Annotated in this window: 15 protein-coding genes; 7 read left to right on the forward strand and 8 right to left on the reverse strand. The window is 68.2% G+C overall.

Annotation, left to right across the window (positions count from 1 at the left end; translation table 11 throughout):
* Positions 1-38: 38 nt before the first annotated feature.
* Together V7672_RS10305 and V7672_RS10310 are read right to left on the reverse strand one after the other, a co-directional pair.
* Positions 39-803, reverse strand: coding sequence for a hypothetical protein (locus V7672_RS10305; protein WP_335624507.1), 765 nt, complete (start codon positions 801-803; stop codon positions 39-41).
* A gap of 29 nt (positions 804-832) precedes the next feature.
* Positions 833-2,647 (reverse strand): vWA domain-containing protein, encoded by a 1,815-nt coding sequence (locus V7672_RS10310; RefSeq protein ID WP_335624508.1) that lies wholly within the window; start codon positions 2,645-2,647, stop codon positions 833-835.
* Here V7672_RS10310 and V7672_RS10315 point away from each other — a divergent pair.
* Positions 2,646-4,604 carry a monovalent cation:proton antiporter-2 (CPA2) family protein gene (locus tag V7672_RS10315; protein WP_335624509.1) on the forward strand — a complete coding sequence of 653 codons (1,959 nt, stop codon included), beginning with the start codon at positions 2,646-2,648 and terminating at the stop codon, positions 4,602-4,604. The two genes, V7672_RS10310 and V7672_RS10315, sit on opposite strands and share 2 nt — an antisense overlap.
* A gap of 38 nt (positions 4,605-4,642) precedes the next feature.
* Here the strand turns inward: V7672_RS10315 and V7672_RS10320 are convergent, their stop codons facing one another.
* Positions 4,643-5,251, reverse strand: coding sequence for a DUF4168 domain-containing protein (locus V7672_RS10320; protein WP_335624510.1), 609 nt, complete (start codon positions 5,249-5,251; stop codon positions 4,643-4,645).
* Positions 5,252-5,585: 334 nt separating this feature from the next.
* Here V7672_RS10320 and dusA point away from each other — a divergent pair, with 334 nt between their 5' ends.
* Complete coding sequence (gene dusA / locus V7672_RS10325; RefSeq protein ID WP_335624511.1) at positions 5,586-6,608, forward strand: tRNA dihydrouridine(20/20a) synthase DusA; 1,023 nt, start codon at positions 5,586-5,588, stop codon at positions 6,606-6,608.
* Positions 6,608-7,429 (forward strand): sulfite exporter TauE/SafE family protein, encoded by an 822-nt coding sequence (locus tag V7672_RS10330; protein WP_335624512.1) that lies wholly within the window; start codon positions 6,608-6,610, stop codon positions 7,427-7,429. The genes dusA and V7672_RS10330 overlap by 1 nt, the downstream gene beginning before the upstream one ends.
* Here the strand turns inward: V7672_RS10330 and V7672_RS10335 are convergent.
* Together V7672_RS10335 and V7672_RS10340 are read right to left on the reverse strand one after the other, a co-directional pair.
* Positions 7,426-7,932, reverse strand: coding sequence for a retropepsin-like aspartic protease family protein (locus tag V7672_RS10335; RefSeq protein WP_335624513.1), 507 nt, complete (start codon positions 7,930-7,932; stop codon positions 7,426-7,428). The two genes, V7672_RS10330 and V7672_RS10335, sit on opposite strands and share 4 nt — an antisense overlap.
* Before the next feature lie 110 nt (positions 7,933-8,042).
* Entirely contained in the window at positions 8,043-8,267 is a 225-nt protein-coding gene (locus V7672_RS10340) for a DUF1289 domain-containing protein (protein ID WP_335624514.1), read from the reverse strand.
* 161 nt (positions 8,268-8,428) lie between these two features.
* Between V7672_RS10340 and V7672_RS10345 the strand changes: the two genes are divergently transcribed.
* Positions 8,429-8,584, forward strand: coding sequence for a hypothetical protein (locus V7672_RS10345; protein ID WP_164461983.1), 156 nt, complete (start codon positions 8,429-8,431; stop codon positions 8,582-8,584).
* 85 nt (positions 8,585-8,669) lie between these two features.
* Entirely contained in the window at positions 8,670-9,470 is an 801-nt protein-coding gene (locus V7672_RS10350) for a crotonase/enoyl-CoA hydratase family protein (protein WP_335624515.1), read from the forward strand.
* Positions 9,471-9,483: 13 nt separating this feature from the next.
* On the opposite strand, the gene V7672_RS10355 is transcribed toward V7672_RS10350, so the two are convergent.
* Genes V7672_RS10355 through V7672_RS10365 form a run of 3 tightly spaced genes read right to left on the reverse strand, consistent with a single transcriptional unit; the run spans position 9,484 to position 12,443 of the window.
* Complete coding sequence (locus V7672_RS10355) at positions 9,484-10,494, reverse strand: HlyD family secretion protein (RefSeq protein ID WP_335624516.1); 1,011 nt, start codon at positions 10,492-10,494, stop codon at positions 9,484-9,486.
* Between the two features lie 27 nt (positions 10,495-10,521).
* Positions 10,522-11,274: an ABC transporter ATP-binding protein gene (locus tag V7672_RS10360; protein WP_335624517.1), complete on the reverse strand. Its 753-nt coding sequence runs from the start codon at positions 11,272-11,274 to the stop codon at positions 10,522-10,524.
* On the reverse strand, positions 11,271-12,443 hold the full coding sequence (locus tag V7672_RS10365) for an ABC transporter permease (RefSeq protein ID WP_335624518.1): 1,173 nt from the start codon (positions 12,441-12,443) through the stop codon (positions 11,271-11,273). The genes V7672_RS10360 and V7672_RS10365 overlap by 4 nt, the downstream gene beginning before the upstream one ends.
* Positions 12,444-12,624: 181 nt before the next feature.
* On the opposite strand from V7672_RS10365, the gene V7672_RS10370 reads away from it, so the two are divergent.
* Complete coding sequence (locus V7672_RS10370; protein ID WP_335624519.1) at positions 12,625-14,712, forward strand: S46 family peptidase; 2,088 nt, start codon at positions 12,625-12,627, stop codon at positions 14,710-14,712.
* A 20-nt stretch (positions 14,713-14,732) separates the two neighbouring features.
* The gene (locus V7672_RS10375) at positions 14,733-16,808 is read left to right on the forward strand and encodes a S46 family peptidase (RefSeq protein ID WP_335624520.1); all 2,076 of its coding nucleotides are present in this window, start codon (positions 14,733-14,735) and stop codon (positions 16,806-16,808) included.
* Positions 16,809-16,866 lie beyond the last annotated feature (58 nt).

Raw genomic sequence — 16,866 nt, forward strand, 5'->3', positions numbered from 1 at the left:
CCGAACAACGTCACGCGAGGCCGTTCGGCTCCCGCAGGTCATGGACCGGGCGAAGCCGCGACACATCGCATCGTGCCTGTCGGCATCACACCCTGGCGCGCCAGTCGGTCCCGCAGCGCCAGGTCGGCTGTGACCCTGCCACCAATCGACCCCGCGAAACCCTCGATGGGGATGGTCGGGAGACAGCTTCGCATAAAATCCTCCCCGACCAGAAGGAAGCGCCCCGTCTCGCCTCCGTCGTCGGGCGAGCCGGTGACATGGGCGCCCCAGGGCGGATCGTCGGCTTCCCCGGTCCGGTACAGCAACCAGCCGGGCGCGATGCCCTGCGCAGCGACGAAACGCGCCTGCCGCTCGGCTATCCGACGAAAGGCGTCCGAGCCGGATCCGTCGCGCTCGAAACGGGCCAGCAGGGCCGGGTCCGCAGACCCGTGCAGGAGGATGAGAGCGTCCGGAAGCAGGACGATCTGGCGGGCGATCGGCAGGATATAGTTTGCGCAGGACGAGCTGCAGTTGCCGTCGACGATCACGCGCGGCGCAGACGGCGCCAGTCGCTCGGCAAGGGCCAGCGCATACTCCACATTGCCACCCAGACTGTTGATCTGAAGGGTATCGGGGGCACCGTCGCGCTGCAGCAGGCAGTCCAGCATGCGCCGGTCTGTCGGACCGGTGATCGAGACCTGCGACCCGTCGGCGCTCCAGGTGCAGGAGGGTGTCGAGGCCCGACGGTGATCGCGCCAGTCGCTGATCATCGCGCAGCCGGGGGCTGTCAGGGCCAGAAGCAGGAGCACCCCGAACCGTTTCATGCGTGTCCCCCCATGACGCAGTTGACGGCTCAGGGGGCCCGGACCGGTCCCAGTTCCGAGGCGGCGCGGGACAGGTTGACGAACTCGGCTCGCTGGCCCCACGGGTCCTCGCCGCGGGCGCCCTGGGCCAGGTCGATGACGTCGTCCCAGCCATAGTCCGGGGCCAGCCAGGGGTCGCCGCGCAGCAGCTGGGCGGCACCGGCGACGGCCAGGGCCCAGCGGACCTCGGTGCCCGGGCGGGCGTCCTGACCGGTGACCGGATGCTGCATCAGCTGCGAGGTGTCGCCGCCCGGCGGCTTGAAGCGCACCTGGACAAAGGCCCATTCGCCGGACGGGTCACCGGTCGGGGCGGGGGTCTGCGCGTAGCGGCGATCCGGCAGCTGGCTGGGTCCGCCCACGGGGGTGATCTCATAGAGGGCGACGACCGCCGCGCCCGATCCGACCACGCCCGCATCGATGCGATCGTTCGAGAAATCCGCCTCGGACAGCAGGCGGGTCTCATAGCCGATCAGCCGATACTCGCTGACCCGGGCGGGGTTGAACTCGACCTGGATCTTGACGTCGTCGGCGATGGGGAAGGCGCCCCGGTCAAAGGCCGGACCGAACAGGCGGCGGGCTTCGTCCAGATCATCGACATAGGCGGCGGTGCCGTTGCCGGCCTGGGCAATGGCCTGCATGCGGGCGTCCTGATAGTTGCCGCGCCCGAAGCCATAGACCGACAGATAGATGCCGGTTTCGCGCTTTTCGGCGACATAGTCCTCCAGCTGCTTGTCCTCGGTCACCCCGACGTTGAAGTCGCCATCCGTGAACATCAGGATGCGGTTGACCTTGTCCGCGCCAAAGGCGGCCTCGGCCTGGTCATAGGCATTGACCATGCCCGCGGCCCCGGCGGTGGATCCGCCTGCGGACAGGGCCGCGACCGCGCATCGCAGCTTCAGCTTTTCGGTGCCGGGCGTCGGTGCCAGCAGGATGCGCGCGCCCGAGGCATAGGTGGTGACGGCGATGGAATCCTGCGGCCGCATGCGGTCGATGATCAGGTTCATGGTGCGCTGGGCCAGCCCCAGCTTGTCCGAGGACTGCATCGAGCCGGACACGTCGACCATGAAGGTCAGGTTCAGCGGGCGGAGCTGGTTGGCCGGCAGCTCATAGCCCTGAAGCGCCACATGGACGATCTTGCGGCCGGGGCTCCAGGGCGAGTCGACCACGCTGGTGCTGACGGCAAAGGGGTGGTCCATCGAGGTCGCAGCGGGCAGGTCATAGTCGAAATAGTTGACCATCTCCTCGACCCGCACGGCATCGCGCGGCGGCCGCTGACCATCGCCGAGGAAGCGCCGGACATTGGAATAGGAGGCTGTGTCGACGTCGATCGAGAAGGTCGAGACCGGCGCGTCGGCCGCGCGCTTGACCGGATTGGGCGTGGCGTCGGGATAGCGCTCGGAGGAGGGCGGGGTGACCGCGGGGGCAGGCGACATGGTGGCGGGGGCGGCGTATTCGGCGGATCGCCCGATACGGACTCCGCTGACGACGATGTCGTCCACGGCGGCGGCCTGCTGGCCGGTTGGTCGGCCATCAACGACGACCTCGCCGCTTGGCGTGCGGGTGACTACCGGCGGGCGCGGCGGCGGCGGCGGCGGCGGCGGTGGCGGTGGCGCGGAGGTGGCATAGGCCCGCTCAGGTCGCGAGGCCGGTTCGAACCCATAGGGCGCACAGGCCGCAGCCGTGGGCTCTCCATCCACCACGCGATCCTGCGACGGGACAGCGAGGACGGGCGGGCCGGACAACGACAGGATCAGGGATCCGCTGACGGCGACGGCAGCAATGCGGTTCGGCTTTGTGCGGTTCATGGCGACACCCTCCAAGGTCGAGATGCGCATTCAGCCGTGGGTTATGGGGCCAGATTGTGACGGCCTCGCCAACCTCTGCTACGGAGTCCGTTTCAATCAGGGGGAGGCGGCCATGGCGGATGCGGGCGGACTGGGGCTGGGGCATGCGGCGGCGCTGCTGGGTGCCGGCGTCCTCGCGGTGCCGATCTTTCGCAAGCTGGGGCTGGGCTCGGTGCTGGGCTATCTGGCCGCCGGTCTGGCCATAGGACCGTTTGGGCTGGGCCTGTTTTCCGAGCCCGAGACCATTCTGCATGTCGCCGAGTTCGGCGTGGTGATCTTCCTGTTCATCATCGGGCTGGAGATGCGACCGTCGCGGCTGTGGTCCCTCAGGAAGGAGATCTTCGGTCTCGGCGCGGCCCAGGTCGCGGCCTGCGGCCTGTTGCTGACCCTGACCGGTCTGGCGCTGGGGCTGTCCCCCGCAGTCGCCTTTGTCGGGGCCATGGGCTTTGTCCTCAGCTCGACCGCCGTGATCATGCAGATGCTGGAGGAGCGGGGCGAGATGGGCGCGCCGTCCGGCCAGCGGGCGGTGTCGATCCTGCTGCTGGAGGATCTGGCCATTGTGCCGCTGCTGGCGGTGGTGGCGGTGCTGGCCACGGTCACGGGGGTCAATACGGTCGAGGGACCGCCCCTGTGGCAGACGGTCGGTCTGGCGCTGGCGGCGATCACCGCGGTGATGGTGGCCGGGCGTTTCGTGATGAACCCGGTGTTCCGCATCCTGGCGCGCTACGGCGGGCGCGAGGTGATGACCGCCGCCGCCCTGCTGGTCGTGGTTGGCGCGGCCTGGGTCATGGACATGGGCGGGCTGTCGATGGCCATGGGCGCCTTCCTCGCCGGGGTGCTGCTGTCGGAATCGACCTTCCGCCATCAACTGGAGGCCGATGTCGAGCCGTTCCGGGCCATCCTGCTGGGCCTGTTCTTCCTGAGCGTCGGCATGGCGCTGGATATCGGGGTGGTGATCACCGACTGGCAGCTGGTGGTCGGCGGGGTGATCGCCTTCATGGCGGTCAAGGCGGTGGCCATCTATGGCGTGGCGCGGCTGTTCAAGGCGCGGGAGCGCGAGGCGGTCGAGCGCGCCGTGCTGTTCGCGCAAGGGGGCGAGTTCGCCTTTGTGCTGTACGCGGCTGCCGGCACGGTCGGCCTGTTCGACGCGCGGATCAGCGCGGCGCTGACGGCCATCGTCATCCTGTCGATGGTGCTGACCCCGGTGACGACGATGCTGCTGGGCCGGTTCATGCCGAAGGAGACGCTGGAGCCCGGCTCGATGGACGGGGTCGAGCTGGCCGAGAACCTGCGCGAGCGGGTGCTGATCATCGGCTTTGGCCGCTTTGCCCAGGTGGTGTCCCAGCCCCTGCTGGCGCGCGACGTCGATGTGTCCATCATCGAGAACGATGTCGAGATGATCCAGGCGGCCGGCCAGTTCGGCTTCAAGGTCTATTACGGCGACGGGACCCGGCTGGACGTGCTCCGCGCCTCGGGCGTCGACAAGGCCGAGGCGGTGCTGGTCTGTATCGACAAGCCGGAACAGGCGGACAGGATCGTCGAGCTGATCCGCGCCGAATTCCCGCTGACCAAATTGTTCGTGCGCGCCTATGACCGGGGCCATTCGATGCGCCTGATCCAGGCGGGCGTCGACTACCAAATCCGCGAGACCTTCGAGTCCGCCCTGGCGTTCGGCGAGCAGGTGCTGAAGGAACTGGGGGCCTCGGACATCGAGGCGCGCGAGACCATCGAGGATGTGCGCCGGCGCGACGACGAACGGCTGACCCTGCAGCTCTCGGGCGGATTGCAGGCCGGGCGGTCGCTGATGCGCGGCAATATGCCGACACCGCAGCCGGCGCCCTATATCAAGCCGCGCCGCGAGGGACGTCTGCTGAACCAGGACGCGATCGAGGCCGACGAAAAAACGGCGGCTCCGTGAGGAACCGCCGCTTTCAACAGGTCAGTCTGTAGGGGCCCTTACTGGGCGCCCGACATGCCGGCCGACCGCTCGGCATCGGCCAGCAACATGCGGGCCTGAAGCGAGGGATCCTGGCTGACAGCCGTCGAGATCGCGTTGAAACGCTCGATGGTCAGGCCCGAACCCTGGACCACAGCGGCCATTTCAGCCTGCTGCTCGGCGGTGGGGGTTCCGCCCTCAACGGCGGCGGCGATATCCCGGATGCGGCCCATGGCCGACGAGAACTGCGCGACTTCCTGATCGGTGACCGAGGCGGCGACCGAGCCTTCCGGCGACGGCGGCGTCATGACGACAACCATCCGGGCCTGCAGTACGGGATCGGCGCTGACCGCGTTCGAGATCGCATTGAAGCGATCGATGGTCAGGCCCGAGCTCTCGACGATGCCGGCCATTTCAGCCTGCTGTTCGGCGGTCGGGGTGCCGTTCTGGATCTGGGCCGAGATGCCGGACAGCTGCTCCATGGCCGTGCCGAACTTCTTCAGTTCGTCATCGGTATAGCCGGGGTCCTGGGCGACGGCCGCGGCCGGGGTGATGCTGGCGGGGGCGGCCTGGACCGAACCGGCCATCAGGGCCACGGCGGAAACGGCAGCAAATAGAGGAATACGCATGGAATAGCTCCTTCCGGGGAGGTTGGACGTACTGTCAAAACGGGTGAAACCCGGATCCGGTTCCGATACCGGTTCACCAAAGCCCTTGAAAAACAAGGACTAGTGGTCTCATTCACAAAGGTAGCGGCTCTTTTCCCGCGATGCAACTAAGGCGGGGATGGGACCAAATCGGTGCGGGATTCCCGCCACGCGGGCCTCGCAGCCTTCCGGGCGTGCCGAACCTGCGGCCCCCCGGCGGCGCGGACGCGGCGAGAAAGAGGCGGGACGCGGCCCCCCGGAGGGCAGAGGGCGGCAGAATTCCTGTCGGCGCGCTTTTGGTGTATCCGCCCCGGCCATGACCTTCCCCGCCCACAGGCTGAGCGTCGCCCCGATGATGGACTGGACGGACCGGCACTGCCGGGCGTTTCACCGGTCCCTGACCCGCCGGGCCATGCTCTATACCGAAATGGTGACCGCCGATGCGGTGATCCATGGCGACCGGACGCGCCTGCTGCGTCATGATCCGGAGGTCGGACCCGTGGCGCTGCAACTGGGGGGCTCTGATCCGTCGGCGCTGGCCCAGGCCGCGCAGGCCGCGCTGCCGTTCGGCTATGACGAGATCAACCTCAATGTCGGCTGCCCGTCCGACCGGGTCCAGTCCGGCCGCTTCGGGGCCTGTCTGATGCGCGAGCCCGCGCTGGTTGCCGACTGTATGCGCGCCATGGCCGAGGCGGTCCCGGTTCCGGTGACGGTCAAATGCCGGATCGGCGTCGATGACCAGATCCCGGAGCAGGCGCTGTTCGCCCTGGTCGAGGCCTGTGCCGACGCCGGGGTCGATCACTTCGTCGTCCATGCCCGCATGGCCTGGCTGAAGGGGCTGTCGCCCAAGGAGAACCGGGACATCCCGCCGCTGGACTATGCGCTGGTGCGGCGGCTGAAGCGCGAACGGCCCGAGCTGACCGTGGTGCTGAACGGCGGGGTTGCCTCCGTCGAGGCGGCCCGCGATCTGCTGGAGCCCCAGGACGGCGTGGCGCTGGACGGGGTCATGCTGGGCCGCACCGCCTATCATGAGCCCGCGGGTCTGGGCCGGGTCGACCCGCTGATCTTCGGTGAGGGCGAGGCGCGCTCTGTCGAGGACGCGCTTGCCGCCTATCGCCCCTATATGGCCGCGCGTCTGGAGGAGGGCGTGCCTCTGCCGGCCATGGCGCGTCACATGCTGGGCCTGATGCACGGCCGCCCGGGTGCGCGCAGCTGGCGACGGATCCTGACGGTCGACAGCATTCAGCCGGGGGCCGGGCTGGAGGTTCTGGACCGGGCACTGGACGCCGTGCACGAGGCCGAGGCCCGGGCCGCCGCGCGGCTGGAGTCCGCCGCCTAGTGGACCTCAGCCCCCTCGAGATCGCCAGCCTGATCGCCGGGCTGGCCGCAGCGGGGGTGTTTGCCGGGCTGATCGCGGGGCTGTTCGGCGTGGGCGGCGGCACCGTCATCGTGCCGGTGCTGTTCTGGTCCTTCGCCCTGCTGGGTCTGGGCGGCGAGGCCAATCTGCATGTGGCGATCGGCAGTTCCCTGCTCAGCATTGTGCTGACCTCCTGGCGGTCGCTGATGGCGCACCGGGCGCATGGGGCGGTCGATGAGGTCGTGCTGGCGACCTGGACGCCCTGGGTCGGCGGCGGGGCGCTGGTCGGGGCCTTTCTGGCCGGGCTGGTGTCGATGCAGGGGCTGGCCTGGATCTATGCGGTCTTTCTGGGCCTGATCGCCGCCCAGCTGGGCCTGATGCCCGAGCGGTTCACCCTGGCGCGCGATGTGCCGACGGGCTGGGGTCGGCGCGGCTGGGGCACGGCCATCGGCGGGCTGTCGGCCATGATGGGCATCGGCGGCGGCAGTTTTGGCGGGCTGATGATGACCCTGTGCGGACGGCCGATCCATCAGGCGGTGGCGACGGCCTCGGGCTTCGGCATGGCGATCGGCGCGGCAGCCACCGTCGGCTTTGTCGTGTTCGGCTGGTCGGCCGAGGGCCGGCCGCCGCTGTCGCTGGGCTACGTCAATGTGCCTGCCGCCCTGGTGATCGGGGGGCTGACGGCCTTCGTCGCGCCCTTCGGAGCGCGGCTGGCGCACCGGCTGGACCGGCGGCTGCTCAGGCGGCTGTTCGCCCTCTATCTGATGGCGACGGCGGTCTCGGTGGTGGTGAAGGCGCTCTAGGGCTTGAGGACCAGACCCTCGGGCGTCGCCTCGAAACCCGACAGGCGGCCGAGGAAGCTCATCCCCAGCAGCGAGTGCGGCAGGTCAGCCTGGACCACCAGGGCGGCGACATCGCGAACCTCGACCCCCGCCACGGTCACGCTGGACAGGGTGACCGACGCGGCCTGGGCCATGCCCGACGCTGTGCGGATCGACAGCTCATAGTCGAGAGTCTCGGGGTTCAGTCCCAGCACCCGGGCATCGGCCGGGCGCAGCACCACGGCCGCCGCGCCGGTATCGACCAGCAGGGCGACGGGCTTGTTATCGACCTGGGCACGGGCCCAGTAGTGACCGTCTGCACCGCGCTGGATGGGCGTGGTGGTCTCTGCCAGCCTGACCACTGCGGCCGGTTGCGGGGCAGCCTGTGCGGACTTGTCGGAAAGGGCTCCAAAGCCCCAGGCCGCCAGAAGGGACGTCCCCACAGCTGCAGCCAGAATAGCACTGCCGGAAACGCTGCCGGTCATGTCGATACTCACTCGGACACCCGTATATACGCGCCGCTTCTGCGGCAATCATGGGTCCGGTCTAGGGCATGGACGTTGGGATGCGGTGAAGCGTCATGGCTGACAAAAGGTTAGCGCGGGACCAGCCCCTGCAGCGCCGGATCGAGACGCGACACCCGCCCGGGCAGATCCTCCAGAATGGCCTCGCGGGTGGCGTCATCCAGGCGGCTCCACTCGGCGATCTCCTGCAGCGACCGGAGGCAGCCGAGGCACAGGCCCGAGGCGCCATCGACCGTGCAGACCTTGGTGCAGGGCGTCTTGATGGGCTTCGGCGGGCCGTCGGTGGGGGTGCGCATATGTGACATCAACCGCAATTATACTCCGATAGCAGACGAAAAAACTTGCGCCCGTCACAAAACTGTCGTTTCCTGTAAAGGACGCGAAACGACTGAGAGGGTGAAAGCCCCTGTGAGCACGACGCGTCTCTTTTCATCGTTCAGCGAAAGGAGACGCCACCATGAACAGGAAAGAGAAAAACCTCCAGCATGCCATGATGTCCTTTGCCCTCTGGGGCGGGCTTCTGGTGGACACACGGAATACGAACGGAGCGGGCGACCGCGTGGTCAGCCACCCGTCGAACTTCGTGCCCTATCCGATCAAGAAGCGGCGCTGATCGCCCTGCGGTGATCACGACTTGCATCTGAAGGCCCCGGACCTGAAAAGGCCGGGGCTTTTCAATTGCGGGGCGGTGCACGGCCATGACGGGACTGATCGACATACAGCGTCAGGGGGCGATCGAGGTCTGGACCCTGAACCGGCCCGACCGGCTGAATGCCCTGCCCGATCTGGAGGACGGCGAGGCCTTTGCCACGGCCTGCGAGGCGGTCAATGCCGATCCGGAGGTGCGGGTCGTGGTGCTGACCGGGGCCGGGCGGGCCTTTTCCGCCGGGGGCGACCTCAAGGCCATGCGCGACCGCCGCGACATGTTCGAGGGCCCCGGCACCGCCATCCGCGAGCGCTACCGCCGCGTCGTGCACCGGATCGTGCGCAGCCTGTATGAACTGGAGGTGCCGCTGGTCACCGCCATCAACGGGCCGGCCATAGGGCTGGGCGGAGACATCGCCGGCCTGGGCGACATCCGCATCGCCTCGGACGCGGCCAGTTTCGGCGCGCCCTTCCTGAAGCTGGGCATTCTGCCGGGCGACGGGGGTACCTGGCTGTTGCCGCGCAATGTCGGCTATGCGCGGGCGGCGGAGCTGTTGTTCACGGCGAAATCGATCGATGCCGCGACGGCGCTGGACTGGGGGCTGGTCAACCGGGTGGTCCCCGCCGCCGCCCTGATGGACGAGGCCCTGACGATGGCCCTCGAGATCGCCGCCCAGCCGCCCCAGGCCCTGCGCATGACCAAGGCCCTGCTGCGTCAGGGGCGCGACCTGACCTTTGACCAGATCCTCGAGATGACCGCCGCCATGCAGGCCCTCGCCCATATGACCGACGACCATGCCGAGGGCGTGGCCGCCGCCCTGGAAAAGCGCCCGGGGAATTTTAGCGGGGCTTGAGGCCCCGCCCGGATCAGGCGCCCGGAGCTTTCATGGCGCGGTCGGGTCCGACGCCGACCTCGGTGTCGCGCGGGGCGCCGGCGGTCTCGCCCGGCTTCATGAACTTGACCAGCACGCGCTGGCCGATCAGCAGAGGCGCATCGTCATAGGCGACGACCACCTCGATGACCCGCTCGTCCGACCGTTGTGAGGGATCGTCCGAGGACAGCTTGCGTGCCCCGAACACGGCGGCGCGGCGCAGCACCCGGCCGACATAGACCTTGGAGGGGTCGCCCTCGGGGCTGATCTCGACGGCCTGGCCGACCGAGATGTTGGGGATGTCGGCCTCGACGATCTCGGCGCGCACGATGCGCGGGGCATCGGGCTCAAGGTCGAACATGGTCGAGACGTTCAGGGTCGAGGCCCCGGCGCCGGGGTTGGCATAGCGGCGCACGATCCGACCGCTCATCGGGGCACGGACGACGGTCAGTTCCAGATTGTATTCGGCTTCGGCCAGTCGGGCCTGGACGGTGCGGACGGAAGCCTCCTGGCTGGCCAGACGGGCCTCGGCCATGGCGACATCGTCGCGGGCCTGATCCAGCCGCTGGGCGGCGATGTAGTTGCTGTCGGCGAGCTGCTGCATGCGCTCGTATTCGCGGCGGGCGGCGCTCAGATCGACGCGCAGGGCGGCCAGCTGGCTGCGGGCCTGGGCGACCTCGGCGCGGGCGCGTTCGACGGCAAGGCGCGGCTCGTCGTCTTCCTGGCGGGCCAGGATCTGACCGGCGGTGACGCGGTCACCCTCCTCGACATAGACGGCCTTGACCACGCCGCCGCGGCGGGCGGCGACCTGGATGATGCCGCCCTCGACGTCGGCCTTGCCGTTGGCGACCGCCGCATAGGGGCTCTCGGGCGTATTGGCGGTGGCCTCGGCCAGTTCGGCCTGTTTGGCCTTGTTGGCACCCTGCATCATCATGAAGCCGACGACGACGACGACAATGACGACAAGGCCGATCCAGAGCCATTTGTTCTTCAGGAAGGCGGGCATGACGATCTTTCGGTCTCTGAGAGAGGGTTAGTGGTGAGCGAGGGCGGCGTTGGGGTCCGGAACGCGGCGCTCATCGGAGATGATGATGCCGTCCTCGATCTTGATGACGCGGTCGGCCCAGGCCTCAAGGCGCGGGTCGTGGGTGACGCAGATCACGGCGGCGCCGTGCTCGGTGGCGGCGCGCCGCAACAGCTGGATGACGATCTGGCCGTTCTCGCCGTCGAGGGCCGAGGTCGGCTCATCGGCGAACAGGATCTGCGGGTTCTTGGCCAGGGCGCGGGCGATGGCGACGCGTTGTTTCTCCCCGCCCGACAGGATCGACGGCCGCTGGTGCAGCCGGTGGCCCAGTCCCACTTCCTTGAGCGTGGTCATGGCCTGCTTGCGCGCCTGGGACTTGGACAGCCCCTGGAACTTCAGCACGATCTCGACCTGCTGCAGGGCCGACAGGGCCGGGAACAGGTTGAAGCCCTGAAAGATGAAGCCGCAGTGATCCAGCCGGAATTTGTCGATCTTGCCGGACGACATCTTCCACAGATTGTCGACGTCCAGCGCGCTGACCTTGCCCTCCTCGGGGCGCAGCAGCCCTGACAGGGCGGCGATCAGGGTCGACTTGCCCGAGCCGGAGGGCCCCATGACCATGGTCAGGTCGCCGTGGCGGGCATCGAAATCGACGTCCTTGAGCACTTCGATATAGGCCTTGCCCGACTTGAACCGCTTGACCAGACCCTTGGCCTCGATCGCGAAGTCGCCGTGCTTGCCGTGTGTTCGTGTGGCGTTCATCGCAGCAGGTCCGCCGGTTGGCTGTTCTTGAGGACACCCATCGACAGCAGGCCGGACAGCATGGCGATGATGACCAGCCCGCCTCCGACCACGATCAGCAGTATCGGGGGCAGGGCAATAATGACGGCGTTCGACAGGGCGAACCACTGCACCAGCATGGTCAGGCCGATGGCGGCGGCCACGCCGACCAGGCCGACCCAGAAGCTCAGCTCCATCACGATCCGCCGCAGCGAGCCCATGCCGACGCCGAGCGCCCGCAACGAGGCGAACTCCTTGATGTTGGCCATGATGGCGCCGCGCAGGGTCTGCCAGGTGATGGCCACGCCGATGATGGTGCCCAGCACCACGCAGCCGCCGATGATGATGACCAGAATGCCTTCCTCGAACATGGCTCCGGCATTGGCATCGGCCAATTCCTGACGGGTCCAGGCCTTCCACTGGCCATCGCCCATGGCGGTCAGCTGGGCCGCGACGACCTGCGCCCGGGCCGGGTCGCTGATCTTGACCATCAGGGGGCCGACGCGGGGGCCGTCATCGGCCTGTCCGACCATGCGCAGGGTGTCCCGCGACATCACAATCGTGGACTGCATCATGTTGGGGTAGCCGCGGGTCACGCCGACCACGGTCACGGTCTGGCCGTTGTAGAGGGCGCGATCGCCCAGTTTGACGCCCAGTTTGGTCAGGGCCGTTTCGTCGACGGCGACCGTATAGGGCTGGCGCAGGGCGTCGACCAACTCCTGGGAGTAGTCGCGCGGAATGGTGACCGACCCCGGCGTGGTGTCGATGATGACCGTCTGCACGAACTCGCGGCGCGGAGCCTTGGTCTTGGCCCGCTCGGCCTGGGACATGGTCGGGTCGTAGCTCTTGATGCTCTGGAAGCTGCCGCCGGCGCCGTCCAGCGGCTTGACCTCGACCACCTCGGGGTGGCGATAGGCCAGCGGGATGAAGCGGCGCGGCACGCCCGACGGGCCGCCGATCAGGCTGGTGGCGCCGGGCTGCATGATCATGATGTCGGCGCCCGACCGTTCGATGGTCGCGGTAAAGCCCTTGCCGATGCCGATGAAGACCCCGGTCATGGCCAGCACCAGCAGGCCCGACAGCGCCAGCGCCATCACGGCCGCCATGTAGCGGCGCCATTCGTAGAGCAGTGTTGAAAGTGCAAGCGACATATGTGGTGCCAAACCCCTGACGTTGGCCCGGTTCTGAAGGCCATGAGGCGTGAGGCCAAGTTAAATCGGGGTAAGGGTCGTGTTCACCCCGGCGTGATCGGCATGGACGGCAGGCCCCCGGGCGGTTTAACTCTGGGATACAGGGACGGCCAACGGCCCGAAACCATCCAGGAAACACCCCATGACTCTCCGCCCGCTTCGCTTCGCTGCTTCGGTGACCGCCTCGCTTGCCGCCCTTGGACTCGGGGCGGCCCTGACCCTGATGCCCGGCACGCCGGTACAGGCGGACGAGGGCATGTGGACCTTCGACAACTTCCCGATCGCGCGGGTCAACGCCCAGTACGGCACCAACATCGATCAGGCCTGGCTGGACCGGGTGCGGCTGGCTTCGGTGCGCCTGCAGGGCTGCTCGGCCTCGTTCGTCTCGGGCGAGGGGCTGATCCTGACCAACCATCACTGCGTGGTGTCCTGCGTGCAGGAACTGTCCACCGCCGAGAACGACTATGTGCAGGACGGCTGGATGACGGCCGGCCGGCAGGAGGAAAAGACCTGCCCCGGCCAGACCGCCGATGTGCTGATGGAAATCGTGGACGTCACCGACCGGGTGCTGGCCGCCGGACAGGGGCTTGAGGGTCAGGCCTTCACCCAGGCGCGCACTGCCGAGATCCGCGCCATCCAGGCCGAAGCCTGTGGCGGCGACGACAAGATGAACTGCCAGGTCATCAGCTTCTATCGCGGCGGCCAGTACGCCCTCTACAAATTCCGGCGCTATGACGATGTGCGGCTGGTGTTCGCGCCCGAATTCCAGGCGGCCTTCTTCGGGGGCGATCCCGACAATTTCAACTTCCCGCGCTATGCGCTCGATGCCGCCTTCCTGCGGGCCTATGAGGATGGCCAGCCGGCCGTCACCCCCAACCACCTGACCTGGAATCCGAACGCCCCGACCGAGGGCGAGGTGACCTTCGTCTCGGGCAACCCCGGTTCGACCCAACGCCTGTTGACGGTGTCGCAGCTGGAGCGGCTGCGCGACCAGCAGCTGCCGCTCCAGCTGATCCAGGGCTCGGAACTGCGCGGTCGCCTGCTGAACTATGCGGCCACGGACGAGGAGACCAAGCGCGTCTCGGTCGACACCATCTTTGGCCTCGAGAACAGCTTCAAGGTCTGGTTCGGCCAGCAGCAGGCCCTGCTGGATCCGGCCTTCATGGCCACCAAGCGCGAGGAAGAGGCCGAACTGCGCGCCGCTGTCGCCGCTGACCCGGCCCTGGCCCAGAGCATCGGCGATCCGTGGGCCGAGCTGGAGGCGGTCGATGCCGTCGCCCGCGATCTGTTCCTGCCCTACTATCAGCTCGAGTCCCGCGCCGGTGGCGGCTCGACCCTGTATGCGATCGGTCGCGCCATCGCCCGGGCCGGTATCTCGCGCGCGGCCCCCGGCAGCACGATCACCGAGGCCCAGCTGGCCGGCTTCGCCGACCGGGTCGGGGCCGAGATCCCGATCTATGAAGGCATTGAGGAAATCCAGCTGACCTTCTGGCTGTCCAAGACGCGGGAGTATCTGACGGTCGACAATCCGGCGGTGCAGGCCCTGCTGGGCAAGGAGAGCCCCGAGGCCCTGGCCGAACGTCTGATCGCCAACACCCGCCTGAACGATCCCGAGTTCCGTCGTCAGGCCGTGATGATGACCCCCGAGGAAATGGCCGCCGCCGATCCGCTGCTGGCCCTGATCATCGCCAATAACGACAATGCCGTGGCCGCCGCGACGGCCTGGGAAGCCGGCGTGACCGCCCCGACCGCCCAGGCGGCCGAGCGTATCGCCCAGGCCCGCTTCGCCGTCTATGGCACCGACCAGTATCCGGACGCGACCTTCTCGCTCCGCCTCAGCTACGGCCAGGTCAAGGGCTGGAGCTATCGCGGCGTGGACATCCCGCCCTTCACCGATATGGGCGGACTGTTCGACCGGGCGACCGGCTCCGAGCCGTTCAATGCCGCTCCGCGCTTCCTCGCGGCCCGCGACCGGATCGATCCGACCACCGTCTATGACTTCGTCTCGACCAACGACATCATCGGCGGCAACTCGGGCTCGCCCGTGATCAATGCCAAGGGTGAGGTGATCGGGGCCGCCTTCGACGGCAACATCCACTCGCTGGGTGGCTCGTTCGGCTATGACGGAAACCTCAACCGTACGGTGACGGTCTCGACCGCCGCCATCACCGAGGCCCTCAGGGTCGTCTATGACCAGCCCGCGCTGCTGCGCGAGCTGGGCGTCAGCTGATCCCGACCGGAGAGACATCCATGCGTAGTCTTGCGTTCGCCGCGTCCGCGGCTGTGCTCGCCCTTGCCGCTGTCCCCTCGTCTGCTGTCGCGGACGAGGGGATGTGGACCTTCGACAACTTCCCCATCGCCCGCGCCAATGCAGCGCTGGGCACGGCCATCGATCAGGCCTGGCTGGACCGGGTACAGCGCAGTTCGGTCAAGTTCGGGGGCTGTTCGGCGGGGGTGGTCTCGGGCGAGGGCCTGGTGCTGACCAACAATCACTGCGTGGCCAGCTGCGTCGCCCAGCTGTCGACCCCGGCCATCAACTATGCCGAGACCGGCTTTACCCCCGCCACGCGCGAGGAGGAGCTGCGCTGTCCCGGCGCCTCGGCCGAGATCCTGATGGACATCACCGATGTCACCGAGCGCATGCATGCGGCCGGGCGCGGGCTGAGCGGTCAGGCCTTCAACCGCGCGCGTGACTCGGAGGCTGCGGCCATCGAGGCGGAATATTGCAAGGACCAGCCCGAGCGCCGCTGTCAGGTGGTGTCGCTCTACCGGGGCGGCCAGTTCAAACTGTACAGCTATCGCCGCTACACCGATGTACGGCTGGCCTTTGCGCCCGAAGACCGCGCCGCGACCTTCGGCGGGGACCTCGACAACTTCAACTTCCCGCGCTTCGCCATCGATGCGGCCTTCATCCGCCTGTACGAGAACGGTGCGCCGGTCGAGACGCCGACCCACTTCACCTGGAACCCGGACCGCCCGACGGCGGGCCAGCCGGTGTTCGTCGCGGGCAGCCCCGGCTCGACCCAGCGCCTGTTGACCATGGACCAGCTGCTGACTGTGCGTGACGTGCAGCTGCCGCTGGACCAGCTGATCATGTCCGAGCTGCGCGGCCGCATGATCCGCTTCGGGTCCGAGAGCGAGGAAAACGCCTTCATCGTCATGGATCCGCTGGTCGGCCTCGAGAACAGCTACAAGCGCGGCATCGGCCGGATGAAGGCGCTGATCGACGCCGACTTCATGGCCTCCAAGGCCGAGCAGGAAGCCGACTTCCGCGCCCGCTCGACCGACTGGCTGGCCGCCCACACAGCAGCCGGGGGTGCAGACCCCTGGGCGACCCTGTCGGCGGTGCAGGAGGACGTGCGGCGTCTCTATCCGGCCTATGCCCTCGTGGTCGCCCGCTCGGGCGGCGGTTCGACCCTCTACGCCTGGGCCGAGGCGCTGGTGCGCGCGGCGCAGGAGCGCGAGAAGCCGTCGGCCGAACGCCTGCCCGAATATGGCGACGGGCGTCTGGCCGGTCTGGAGTCCCGCCTGCTGGCCGACCGGCCCGTCTATGCCGACCTGGAGCAGGTGCGGATGGAATGGTGGCTGTCCAAGACGCGCGAGTGGCTGACCGTCGATGATCCCCGCGTGCGCGAGCTGCTGGGCCGCGAGTCGCCCGAGGGTCTGTCCGAGCGTCTGATCTCGGGCACCACCCTGGCCGATCCCGCGGTGCGCAAGGCGCTGTGGGAGGGCGGCCTGCCGGCCATCATGGCCTCGGACGATCCGCTGATCCGCTATGTCCTGTCGATCCAGGACGTGACCCGGTCAGTGCGCGCCGAGTGGGAGGACACCGTCGAGGCCCCGACCGCCCAGGCGTCCGAGGACCTGGCCGCCGCCCGCTTCGCCGCCTATAGCGACAGCGTCTATCCCGATGCGACCGGCACCCTGCGCCTGACCTGGGGTCGGGTCGAGGGCTGGACCTATCAGGGCACGACGGTTCAGCCCTTCACCACCTTCGGCGGGCTGTGGGACCGGGCGACCGGCGCCCCGCCCTTCGATGTGGCGCCGAAACTGCTGGCCGCCCGCGACCGGATCGATCCGGACGCGGTGCTGAACATGTCGGTCTCGACCGACACCATCGGCGGCTCGTCAGGGTCCCCTGCCATCAATGCGCGGGGCGAGATCATCGGGGCGAATTTCGACTCGACCGTCCTGACCCAGCGCAACGCCTATGGCTATGACCCCAAGGTCAATCGCAGCGTGATCGTCACCACCGGCGCCATCACCGTGGCCCTGCGCGACGTCTATGGCATGGACGGCCTGCTGGCCGAGCTGGGGGTGGAGTGAGGTAGTAGGCAGTAGGCAGTAGGCAGTAGGCAGTAGAGAAGCCCTACTGCCTATTCAC

The sequence above is a fragment of the Brevundimonas sp. genome, assembly GCF_036963785.1.
Lineage (GTDB): Bacteria > Pseudomonadota > Alphaproteobacteria > Caulobacterales > Caulobacteraceae > Brevundimonas.

What these genes read in the sequence shown, in the direction of transcription:
- V7672_RS10305 (WP_335624507.1), bottom strand. Translation starts at nt 803, where the DNA reads ATGAAACGGTTCGGGGTGCTCCTGCTTCTGGCCCTGACAGCCCCCGGC.
- V7672_RS10315 (WP_335624509.1), top strand. Translation starts at nt 2,646, where the DNA reads ATGGCGACACCCTCCAAGGTCGAGATGCGCATTCAGCCGTGGGTTATG.
- V7672_RS10310 (WP_335624508.1), bottom strand. Translation starts at nt 2,647, where the DNA reads ATGAACCGCACAAAGCCGAACCGCATTGCTGCCGTCGCCGTCAGCGGA.
- V7672_RS10320 (WP_335624510.1), bottom strand. Translation starts at nt 5,251, where the DNA reads ATGCGTATTCCTCTATTTGCTGCCGTTTCCGCCGTGGCCCTGATGGCC.
- dusA (WP_335624511.1), top strand. Translation starts at nt 5,586, where the DNA reads ATGACCTTCCCCGCCCACAGGCTGAGCGTCGCCCCGATGATGGACTGG.
- V7672_RS10335 (WP_335624513.1), bottom strand. Translation starts at nt 7,932, where the DNA reads ATGACCGGCAGCGTTTCCGGCAGTGCTATTCTGGCTGCAGCTGTGGGG.
- V7672_RS10340 (WP_335624514.1), bottom strand. Translation starts at nt 8,267, where the DNA reads ATGCGCACCCCCACCGACGGCCCGCCGAAGCCCATCAAGACGCCCTGC.
- V7672_RS10345 (WP_164461983.1), top strand. Translation starts at nt 8,429, where the DNA reads ATGAACAGGAAAGAGAAAAACCTCCAGCATGCCATGATGTCCTTTGCC.
- V7672_RS10350 (WP_335624515.1), top strand. Translation starts at nt 8,670, where the DNA reads ATGACGGGACTGATCGACATACAGCGTCAGGGGGCGATCGAGGTCTGG.
- V7672_RS10355 (WP_335624516.1), bottom strand. Translation starts at nt 10,494, where the DNA reads ATGCCCGCCTTCCTGAAGAACAAATGGCTCTGGATCGGCCTTGTCGTC.
- V7672_RS10360 (WP_335624517.1), bottom strand. Translation starts at nt 11,274, where the DNA reads ATGAACGCCACACGAACACACGGCAAGCACGGCGACTTCGCGATCGAG.
- V7672_RS10365 (WP_335624518.1), bottom strand. Translation starts at nt 12,443, where the DNA reads ATGTCGCTTGCACTTTCAACACTGCTCTACGAATGGCGCCGCTACATG.
- V7672_RS10370 (WP_335624519.1), top strand. Translation starts at nt 12,625, where the DNA reads ATGACTCTCCGCCCGCTTCGCTTCGCTGCTTCGGTGACCGCCTCGCTT.
- V7672_RS10375 (WP_335624520.1), top strand. Translation starts at nt 14,733, where the DNA reads ATGCGTAGTCTTGCGTTCGCCGCGTCCGCGGCTGTGCTCGCCCTTGCC.